This window comes from Bowmanella denitrificans, from assembly GCF_002887595.1.
Taxonomy (GTDB): Bacteria; Pseudomonadota; Gammaproteobacteria; order Enterobacterales; family Alteromonadaceae; genus Bowmanella; species Bowmanella denitrificans.
The window spans coordinates 225,470-235,534 of record NZ_PEBU01000006.1 but is presented as its reverse complement, the minus strand read 5'-3'; the positions used below and the strand labels follow the sequence as shown (position 1 = coordinate 235,534).

General features: G+C 51.0%; 7 protein-coding genes and 7 tRNA genes. 8 read left to right on the top strand and 6 right to left on the bottom strand.

Translation table 11 applies throughout. From position 1 onward, the window contains the following. Position 1: 1 nt before the first annotated feature. The 5 genes from CSR04_RS13130 to gltX all read right to left on the bottom strand — a co-directional run bounded on the left by CSR04_RS13130 (position 2) and on the right by gltX (position 2,625). Positions 2 to 77: transfer RNA gene (locus tag CSR04_RS13130), tRNA-Ala, on the bottom strand. Between the two features lie 350 nt (positions 78 to 427). Continuing rightward, positions 428 to 503, bottom strand: a tRNA-Glu gene (locus CSR04_RS13125). Between the two features lie 340 nt (positions 504 to 843). Beyond that, positions 844 to 919, bottom strand: a tRNA-Glu gene (locus CSR04_RS13120). 149 nt (positions 920 to 1,068) lie between these two features. Further along, positions 1,069 to 1,144: transfer RNA gene (locus CSR04_RS13115), tRNA-Ala, on the bottom strand. A 77-nt stretch (positions 1,145 to 1,221) separates the two neighbouring features. Next, positions 1,222 to 2,625 (bottom strand): glutamate--tRNA ligase, encoded by a 1,404-nt coding sequence (gene gltX, locus CSR04_RS13110; RefSeq protein WP_102796745.1) that lies wholly within the window; start codon positions 2,623 to 2,625, stop codon positions 1,222 to 1,224. Between the two features lie 313 nt (positions 2,626 to 2,938). Between gltX and CSR04_RS13105 the strand changes: the two genes are divergently transcribed. The 8 genes from CSR04_RS13105 to CSR04_RS13070 all read left to right on the top strand — a co-directional run bounded on the left by CSR04_RS13105 (position 2,939) and on the right by CSR04_RS13070 (position 8,601). Continuing rightward, positions 2,939 to 3,014, top strand: a tRNA-Val gene (locus tag CSR04_RS13105). Positions 3,015 to 3,044: 30 nt separating this feature from the next. Further along, positions 3,045 to 3,120 (top strand) — tRNA-Val (locus tag CSR04_RS13100). 33 nt (positions 3,121 to 3,153) lie between these two features. Beyond that, positions 3,154 to 3,229 (top strand) — tRNA-Val (locus tag CSR04_RS13095). 255 nt (positions 3,230 to 3,484) lie between these two features. Further along, entirely contained in the window at positions 3,485 to 5,107 is a 1,623-nt protein-coding gene (locus tag CSR04_RS13090; protein WP_102796744.1) for a response regulator, read from the top strand. Between the two features lie 43 nt (positions 5,108 to 5,150). Further along, a complete protein-coding gene (locus CSR04_RS13085) occupies positions 5,151 to 6,950 on the top strand; it encodes an ABCB family ABC transporter ATP-binding protein/permease (protein WP_102796743.1) in 1,800 nt (599 codons plus the stop codon). Beyond that, complete coding sequence (locus CSR04_RS13080) at positions 6,947 to 7,162, top strand: DUF3820 family protein (protein WP_102796742.1); 216 nt, start codon at positions 6,947 to 6,949, stop codon at positions 7,160 to 7,162. Before CSR04_RS13085 ends, CSR04_RS13080 begins: the two co-directional genes overlap by 4 nt. A gap of 12 nt (positions 7,163 to 7,174) precedes the next feature. Beyond that, on the top strand, positions 7,175 to 7,573 hold the full coding sequence (locus CSR04_RS13075; RefSeq protein ID WP_102796741.1) for a hypothetical protein: 399 nt from the start codon (positions 7,175 to 7,177) through the stop codon (positions 7,571 to 7,573). Next, positions 7,570 to 8,601 carry a S66 family peptidase gene (locus CSR04_RS13070; protein ID WP_245921601.1) on the top strand — a complete coding sequence of 344 codons (1,032 nt, stop codon included), beginning with the start codon at positions 7,570 to 7,572 and terminating at the stop codon, positions 8,599 to 8,601. The genes CSR04_RS13075 and CSR04_RS13070 overlap by 4 nt, the downstream gene beginning before the upstream one ends. A 29-nt stretch (positions 8,602 to 8,630) precedes the next feature. Here the strand turns inward: CSR04_RS13070 and CSR04_RS13065 are convergent, their stop codons facing one another. Next, positions 8,631 to 10,058 carry a serine hydrolase domain-containing protein gene (locus CSR04_RS13065; protein ID WP_102796740.1) on the bottom strand — a complete coding sequence of 476 codons (1,428 nt, stop codon included), beginning with the start codon at positions 10,056 to 10,058 and terminating at the stop codon, positions 8,631 to 8,633. Positions 10,059 to 10,065: the final 7 nt, after the last annotated feature.

The following is a 10,065-nucleotide window of genomic DNA, read 5'->3' as shown; positions in this document are numbered from 1 at the left end:
TTGGTGGAGCTAGGCGGGATCGAACCGCCGACCTCTTGCATGCCATGCAAGCGCTCTCCCAGCTGAGCTATAGCCCCAGTACTCTTACGAGTTGCTGTTACCTGACAGCGGGCGCATTCTAGGCACGCCCCTATTCCCTGTCAATGCTTTTTTTAAGATCCCATTCCGTTCGCTATATAATTGAGCACCTTGCTCACAATTCACTCGCCATCCTGTGTGCAATAGATATTGCCCGGATCATCTCCTGGTGAATTTAATTATTCCGCGGGGGATGATTGCGGGCTTCCTGCCCTTCGCCCTGCGGGCCAGCCTGCGGCTGTTCTACAACGTTCCTGACGTTGTAGTCGAACCCGAAGGGGTTCAGCATCCCTTGTGGGTACAATAAATAAACAAAAAGCCCGCTCATAGAGCGGGCTTTTTGTTTATTTGGCGTCCCCTAGGGGATTCGAACCCCTGTTACCGCCGTGAAAGGGCGGTGTCCTAGGCCTCTAGACGAAGGGGACAGAATTTTTGTCAGCGAAGCGCTGCTTCGCTAAAATTCTGTAAGGCGAGGTGAGCCAGCGAACCGAGCGACCTTTTCCTTACTGAATCTATTCTGCGTTACCAACTAGGCTTGGCAACTATATCCTTACAGCCAATTTTCGGCATTCCTTCTGCAAACTGTCAACTAACATCTGCAAACTTAATATGGCGTCCCCTAGGGGATTATTCCAGGCTCCTGCCTTTAACCCTTCGGGCCAGCCTTCCGGCTGTTCTAAAACGCTCCAGCGTTTTAGTCGAACCAGGGGTTCTCACCCCGTCGGTGCCGCTGTCACATACAGCGTAACCCTTTGGTTCTAAATATGGCGTCCCCTAGGGGATTCGAACCCCTGTTACCGCCGTGAAAGGGCGGTGTCCTAGGCCTCTAGACGAAGGGGACAGAATTTTTGTCAGCGAAGCACCGCTTCGCTAAAATTCTGTAAGGCGAGGTGAGCCAGTGAACCGAGCGACCTTTTCCTTACTGAATTTATTCTGCGCTACCAACTAGGCTTGGTAACTAGTTACAGCGATTAACTGTAACCTAAAATTTGGTGGAGCTAGGCGGGATCGAACCGCCGACCTCTTGCATGCCATGCAAGCGCTCTCCCAGCTGAGCTATAGCCCCATTATTTGTAACAGGTTGCTGTTGTGTGACAGCGGGGCGCATTCTAGGCACGCCCCTATTCCCTGTCAACGCTTTTTTTAAGATTCAGATCTGTTTGCTATATAAATGAGCGCTCTGTCCAAACGCTGTGCAACCTGGTCTTTTTTCAACAAAGCCAGGGTGACATCCAGTGAAGGGGAATTACCAGAGCCAGTTACCGCCACCCGCAGTGGCATACCCACTTTGCCCATCCCCACCCCCAGCTCTTCAGCTGTGGCATTAATGGCATCGTGAATTTGGCTTGGATTCCAATCGACAACAGCCAGTAGCTTCTGTTTCACCAGTTCGAGCGGCTCTTTAGCCACAGGGCGCAAGTGCTTCTTGGCAGCATTCTCATCAAAGTCATCAAATTCTTGATAGAAATAGCGACTGGTCTCAGCCAGCTCTTTTAGCGTTTTAACCCTGTCCGCCTGAATGGCCAGTAATTGCTCAAGAGCTGGTCCCTGGCTGATATCAATACCTTGCTGGTCAAAATGCCACTTGGCATATTCAGCTACTTCTGCGCCAGGTAAGGTTTTAATATAGTGCTGGTTTAACCAAATCAACTTGTCGGTATTAAACGCGGAAGCGGACTGGCCGATGGCGTCCAGACTGAACAGCTTGATCATTTCTTCGCGACTGAAGATCTCCTGATCACCATGAGACCAGCCCAAACGCACCAGGTAGTTCAACAGAGCCTGAGGCAGAAAGCCATCATCACGGTATTGCATAACGCTCACCGCGCCGTGGCGCTTCGACAGTTTCTTACCATCATCGCCAAGAATCATGGATACGTGGGCATATTCAGGTAAAGGCGCGTTCAGGGCCTCCAGAATATTCATCTGTCTGGGCGTGTTATTGATATGATCTTCACCACGTACAACATGGGTAATACCCATATCCCAGTCGTCCACCACCACACAAAAGTTATACGTCGGTGTGCCATCGGTACGGCGTATAATCAGGTCATCCAGTTCGCTGTTGGCAATCTCAATACGACCTCGAATATGGTCATTAATCACTACCGAACCATCCTGCGGATTCTTGAATCGCACCACAAAAGAGCCTTCCTGCTCAACCCCATGGCGACATTTGCCGTCGTACTTGGGTTTCAGGCCCGCCGCCATCTGCTCTTCACGCAAGGTATCCAGTCGCTCACGGGAACAGTAACATTTATAGGCTTTGCCCTCGGCAAGCAGAGAATCTATCACCTGGTTATAGCGGTCAAAACGCTTGGTCTGGTAATAAGGTCCGTCATCCCAATCCAATCCCAGCCATTGCATGCCCTCTAAAATGGCATCCATGGCTTCTTGGGTTGACCGTTCAATATCGGTGTCTTCAATACGCAATACAAACTTGCCGCCCTGGCTCTTGGCATACAGCCAGGAATAAAGCGCGGTGCGGGCACCACCCACGTGTAAATAGCCAGTAGGGCTGGGCGCAAAACGGGTCACCACTGTCATAGTCTGTCCTGTCTAACAAAAAAGTGGCGGCATTTTACCAGCCTTGAAGTCAGAAACCTATCATGGCACCCAGTTGAGACGTTTAAAGCTTTCGCGGATTAACTTTGTTCAAACCAAAGGCATCCTGAACCCTAAGACCGCTGCTGAGCGGCATTTAACATGAGATAATTCAGGCTGGTATGCCTAAAATGCCATCAGGGCGATGGCTTTTTGCGCAGTCAAACCATCGCGCTAAAATTACTGTTGACAGCCAAGCTCGCCCCCCTATAATACGCCCCCACTTGCCAAGCACATTGCGGCAAGGTGAAATAATGGATGGTTAGCTCAGCTGGGAGAGCACCGCCCTTACAAGGCGGGGGTCACTGGTTCGAACCCAGTACCATCCACCACTTCACTTTAATATGTGGGCATATCTCTCTGGATGGTTAGCTCAGCTGGGAGAGCACCGCCCTTACAAGGCGGGGGTCACTGGTTCGAACCCAGTACCATCCACCACTTCACTTAGTGAAGTAAACGCATATCCTCCCTGGATGGTTAGCTCAGCTGGGAGAGCACCGCCCTTACAAGGCGGGGGTCACTGGTTCGAACCCAGTACCATCCACCATATTCCAAGTTTGCTAAATTGTCTCTGTAGTTTGACTAAGCCAATACGGGTTGTCTTCTTGTGCGGGTATCACTGCTTTAAAGCGCTTGAAACTCAAACTTGTCAGCCCTACTGCGGCACTGCCAGCTAAACCGTCTTTGCATCGTGTAGGCTCCCTTTATCCACTACCTTAAGTTAAATCGCTGTTAAAGGGTTTAAGCATCCACACAAATATGCGATAAGCTAAGCATAAGTTATTCAACGGTGCAGAGCAGTATGGATTCAAAGCTGGCCAAAGCCTGTCGTGTGCTGATTATTGATGAGCAGGTACTGGCACAGGGATACATTAAATATTCACTGGAAGAACTGGGATTCCGCGATATCACCTACGTGGATAAGGCCAACGCCGCCCTGAACACTATCGAGGAAGAGCATTTTGACCTGATAGTCTGTTCTTATAACCTGAAAAAAGATCAGGACGGTTACTACCTCTACGACCAGCTGAAAAACAGCCATGCCCTGCCCCTTACCACCGCCTTTATCTTTATCAGTGCCGATACCAGCTCAGAGTTGGTACACAGCATTATTGAGCTGCAACCGGACGACTTTCTGGCCAAGCCCTTTAGTGTTAAGGACCTGGACAAACGCCTGAGCCGGGTGCTCAAACGAAAAAAAGCGTTACTGCCCATTTATGAGTTAATGGATAAAGACGACTTTATTCGGGCATTAGATGCCATAGAAGAGTTTCTGACCCGCCCTGAACACGCTGAGTTTTTCCCGCTGGCCCTGAAAACCAAAGGCGAGCTGTTACTGGCCTGTGACAGGGCGAAAGATGCCAAAGAATTCTATTTTGCCATTATCAATGTCCAGCCTTTTACCTGGGCCAAGCTAGGGCTAGTCAACGCACTGATTAAATTGGATGAAGACGAGGAAGCAGAAAAGCTGATTTTGCAGCTTGCGTTTAAGCCGGACTCACAGTTAGTCGCCTATGATCTGCTATGCGGTTTGCATGTCAAACAACAGGATTTTGAATCAGCCCTGGAAGCTGTGTTGATGGCAGCAGAGATTTCGCCGCGTAATTTGCGTCGCCACCGGATGGCAATCAACCTGTCGCGTCTCACCCACGATTACGAAACCCAGTTCGAAGCCGCCAAACGTATCGTGAAATTTGCCAAGCACTCTATTCACGACAAACCGCAAAACTACATCAATGTGGCCCGCGCTGGCATTGACTATGCCATGACTGCCGACGAGCAGGAAACCGCACAATTGGTTAAGCAGGCCAACGACTATATCCGCCAGTTTCAGCAGGCCTTTCCCAAAACCGAGCTGCAGGAACAAATGAAAGTGGTGAATGCCCGTTTACTGTATTTACAGGATGAAAAGGAGCGGGCCAGAGCCCTGGTTGAACAGATAAGCGAGGAACATTACGAAGGTCAGGATCTGGAGGACCTGCTGGATAAAGCCAAGGTTTTTCACGCCCTGGGGTTATATGACCGCTGCCAGTCGGTGCTGGAAGAAATAGAGAAGCGCTGTAAACATAATCCAGAGCATGGTGAGTTGTTCCTGCGTTATGTTCGCCAGGAAAAACAGGAAAGAGCCGATATTCTGTATTCCCCCAAAGAGCTCAACAACAACGCCGTGGACTTCTATCAGAGTGGCCAACTGGATGATGCGTTGAAAACCTTTCGCCAGGCCTATAGCCTGATGCCGAAAAATCCTTCCATTGCCCTGAATTTGTTGCAAGCCATTGCCATGAAATCCCGTGAGCAGGGCTTGTCTGAAAATGCCAGTAATATGGTACGTAGTTGTATCCTGACCATTGAAAACGGCAAACTCAGTGAGGAGCAGGAAGAGCGTTATATGAAAGTGAAAAGCTTCCTGGAAGAAGCAGTATAGCTTGTTACAATCCCCCAAACCTTAGCCGCAACCTTGGTATTGAATGCGTCGCAACAAATTTCCGCTGGAAAACGATCAACCGGTCAACTGGTCGGTGTTTTTTCAACTTATTCCTTACCTTGGTGAGTTTAAATCCAGGGTAGTGCTGGCTTTATTGTGTCTGGTTGGGGCTAAGCTAGCCGCCGTTGGTATGCCGTTTATTCTTAAGCATGTGGTGGATGACCTGAATTTAAAACAGCCCACCGAACTATTGCTTGTAGTACCACTGGCATTAATTCTGGCCTACGGACTATTGCGCCTTTTCAGCGTGCTGGCCGGCGAAATACGTGACACCCTGTTTGGTCGCGTCACCGAGCGGGCCATGCGCCGTCTCGGCCTGAGCGTGTTTGAGCACCTACACAGGCTGGATTTGGATTTTCACCTGAATCGCCAAACCGGTGGCTTATCCCGCGATATCGAACGGGGCACCACTGGCATCGGCTTTCTGATGCGATTTATGGTGTTTAATATAGTACCCACCCTGCTGGAGATCGCCCTGGTGGTCGGCCTGTTGTTCTATCAATACGGCTTCAGCTTCGCCGCAGTGATATTGTCATCGGTCGTGGCCTATGTGTGGTTTTCGGTTAAGGCCACGCACTGGCGTACCCGCTATGTGCGCGAAGTCAATCAGGCGGATTCATCAACCAACTCGCGCGCTATCGACAGCCTGCTGAATTACGAAACGGTTAAGTACTTCAATAACGAAAGCTATGAAGCTAAGCGTTACGATCAGGACCTGGCCGATTGGGAACAGGCCAGGCGTAAAAACCGCCTGTCGCTATTTGTACTCAATGGCGGCCAGGCCCTGGTTATTGCCACCGCCATGACCACTATGATGTGGCTGGCAGCCAGCCAGGTGGCGAAAGGCCATATGAGCATTGGGGATTTTGTGCTGATTAATGCCTTTACCATGCAGATCTTTATGCCACTCAACTTTCTGGGTTTTGTGTACCGGGAAATTCGCGGCGCCCTGGCCAATATTGAGAACTTGTTCACCTTGCTGGATAAGACCCCAAGTATTAACGACAAACCCGACTGCCAGGACCTCGTTGTCAGTAAAGGACGAATTGAGTTTTGTCAGGTGAATTTTCATTATCGGCCGGACCGCCCCATCCTGCGCAACCTGAATTTCATCATCGAACCTGGCCAACGGGTAGCCGTGGTGGGAGACTCTGGCGCGGGTAAGTCGACCCTGGTGAAACTATTGTTTCGCTTTTACGATGTCAGCCAGGGCAGTATTTTAGTGGATGGTCAGGACATTCGTGATGTGAGTCAGCAGTCCCTGCGCAAAGCCATGGGCATTGTGCCTCAGGATACCGTGCTGTTTAACGACACTTTGTTTGAAAACGTACATTACGCCCGCCCGGATGCCAGTGAAGAAGAGGTCAAACAGGCTATTCGCCTGGCCCATCTGCAGCAATTTGTGGAAAGCCTGCCGGACGGTTATCAGACCATGGTGGGTGAACGCGGCCTGAAACTCTCTGGCGGTGAAAAACAACGGGTCGCCATTGCCAGGGTCATCCTCAAACGCCCGCCTATTTTATTGTTTGATGAGGCGACATCCTCTTTGGACAGCCAGTCAGAAGGGGCCATACTGTCGGCCTTACGCAGCGTGGCCACAGGCCATACCAGTCTGGTCATCGCCCATCGACTGTCCACCATTGTGGATGCCGATAACATTCTGGTGATGCAGCAAGGGCAGATAGTCGAACAGGGCAGCCATCTTAAACTACTTGCCGCCAATGGCCACTACGCCAGGCTTTGGCAGATTCAGCAGCAGGAAGAACAAGAGATCACCCCATGAGCGCTGAGCAGCAGATGCTGGAAGCCATTAATCAGACCATGCCTTTTGGCAAGTACGCTGGACGCAAATTGCTCGAACTACCCGAACCTTATCTGGTCTGGTTTGCACAACAAGGTTTCCCAGCCGGCAAATTGGGGGAGCAATTGGCATTAGTGCACGAAATTAAAGCCAATGGTCTGGAAAACATGCTCAGGCCATTGTTAAGGCCATAAGATTGATAAATTATGCGTAGCCGCCATAAAAAAGACCGCCCTTATCAAATCAGAAAGACCGGTATCAAGGATGAAAATATTGACCGGCAGATCCTAGTGCTGCACAAAGCCATGTTGGACAAGCTTTGTGCCACCCCCGACCTTCTGCCTGGCGTGCTGGACACCCTGGAAAAACGCAAAGAGCTAGGCCGGCTGGGACATGGTGCCTATCTGACTTGGTACTGCGCACTTGAGCAGTTAACCGATGCACCAGATAAGATGTATCAGGCGCTTCTTGAAGACAGCCCCCGCATGCGCAAGCTACGCCGTCAAACACCACTGGTTGGCATCTTAAACGAGCAGGAGCGCCAAGAAGCCCTGCAAGCACAGGCGCTGGGACAAACCACTGTGCAGGTATTACTGGGACAATGATGATTAAATACCCCAAGCCACTGCAAAAAGGCAGCACCATAGCCATCACCGCCCCCTCTTCAGGGGTAGCCCCGCAAATGCATCAACGTTTAAATCTGGTCCTGCAGCACTTGCATCAACAAGGATTTAGGGTGGTCGAAGGAGAATGTCTGCGGGCTAACGAACGGCATGTCAGCGCCCCTAAAAAACAGCGGGCGGCAGAGTTGATGCACTTTTTACTGGACCCAAAGGTGGATGCCATCATGCCGCCCTGGGGCGGTGAAATCGGCATGGATCTGCTCGATTGCCTTGACTATTCATTGTTGGCTGAGGTGCCACCTAAATGGATTGTCGGCCACTCTGATATCAGCACCCTGTTAAATGCCCTGACCAGCAAACTGGGCTGGTGCACGGTACATGCCACCAACCTGATGCAAATGGTGCCCGCAGAAACAGAGCCACTGACGGCCTCTGCGCTGGCGCCGCTTAGCCTTGCCACAGGGCAATCTTTTACCCAGCATGCGGCCAGTCATTTCCAGTCACAGGGCCTGAGCTTTAGTGATTATCCCGAACAAGGACTGCAACTTGGCCCTGACAGTCAGTGGAAGATTCTGGGCCGGGCGGAACAAGTGCAATGCAGAGGGCGACTGTTTGGCGGATGCCTGGATATCCTGATCCATCTGGCTGCTACCGAGTATTTTGATATAAATCGGTTTGAACATTGGTCACAAGGCCAGGGCATCATTCTGTATCTGGAAAATGCAGAGTTAAGCCCCACGGCCCTATTCAGAGCGCTGCAAGGGCTGAAATACCGCGGCATATTTAAGGGCGTTAATACCTTACTGATGGGGCGAAATGCAGGACAGCGGCAGGCCGACTTTAGCGATAAAACAATATTGGCGCAGCTATTCAGCGATGCGCCTTTTCCGGTGATTTATGATGCCGATATCGGCCATCTGCCGCCTAATATGACTCTGCTAAATGGCGCGCTGGCCGATATCCGTATTGACCGGGGCCAGGTCAGCATCACACAACAGCTATTACCTTAGACATCCCCCTCCCCTTGTAATTGGAATATTTATCGCTTGGGCATGAGTGGTTCAGGTGTGCCATTCATACCACGACGAATGGTGAGATAAGTCAGTCCATCGGCAGCGTGGCGCTGTACACCCAGCAAATTAGGCTGGTCATCACTGGCAAACAAACCGTTACCCTGGTAAATAAGCTCACCACTGCGCTTAGCACTCCATGGCGTGATAGTACCCTGATAATACAGTCGACCATCTTGCTGATAAATCTTCAGCGGCGTTTCACTATAGGGTGGTTGGAATTCCCCCAGTACCGCCTGTAATACCTCAGGACCAGGTTGCTGGCCACTGGATGGCAAAGGCTTGCGCCAGTCCCGGCGGGCAATAATATCTTCAATCAGCAGGTTGATTACCGGCAAACGCGCAGGATTTGGTCCGTTAGCCAGAATCACAATGGCCTTGCCATCCTGCATAGTGGCCATCATGGTGCCTCCGGTACCGGTATTTGAACCGCCATGCGAAAACCAGTCCAGGTTACCGCTAGCCTCGAATCGCATCCAACCTGCACTCCAGCCGCCCATTTTTTTCAGAGTCTGAATCTGGGTGGCCTGACGGGCTACATTGCGGCTAATCACCTTAGACGGCTTGCCTGCCAGTGCCAGTTGGTAATCAAGCAGAAAGCGACTTAAATCTGCCGCAGAGCTCCACATACCAGACGGCGCAATCTGAGGGCAGATAGGCAAACCACTGCCAATGATCTGTTGCTGCTCATCATGTACTTTGGCCACATCCGTTAAAAAACCCTCATCGCCCGGTTGTACCATAGTGGTATGCTGCATATTCAGCGGCACAAACAACCTCTCTTCCGCTAGTTGCGCTAGTGACTTACCGGTAATATCTTCCAGTGCCACCTGCACTAAAACATAGCCGCCGCCACTATAATTCCAGTCACTACCTGGCGCAAAAGTCAGGTGCAGAGGCTCTTTGTAACGCGGCAGTTTAATGCCATTCAGACTCTCCAACAGGGTGGGAATGTCATCGCCCTGATAAAAATCAGCAAAACCGCTTTGGTTAGTACCACCGGTATGACTCAGTAACTGGCGGATACTCAATTGGCGATGCGTATCGAAATCTGATGCCGGCAAGTGCCAGCGCTTTAAATAGCGCTCTACAGGCGCGTCCATATCCAGCTTTCCCGCCTCCGCCAGCATAAAGGCCAAGGTTGCCGTGACAGGTTTAGACATGGATGCGGTGGAGAATGCCGTATCCGGCCCAATCAACTGCCCTGAGCCATAGACTTTCTCACCCGCCTGATGCTGATAGACCAGTTGGAAGTCATCCACCACCGCAACACTCAGTCCGGTCAGATGGAACTGCTGCAGAAGCGTCTGATAGTCAGTCTGAGAAGACAGGTCGCCCTCGTCAGCCTGACCGAAAACAGAGATAAACAATGATACCAGTAGCAAGATAAAACGCATGTTGCGC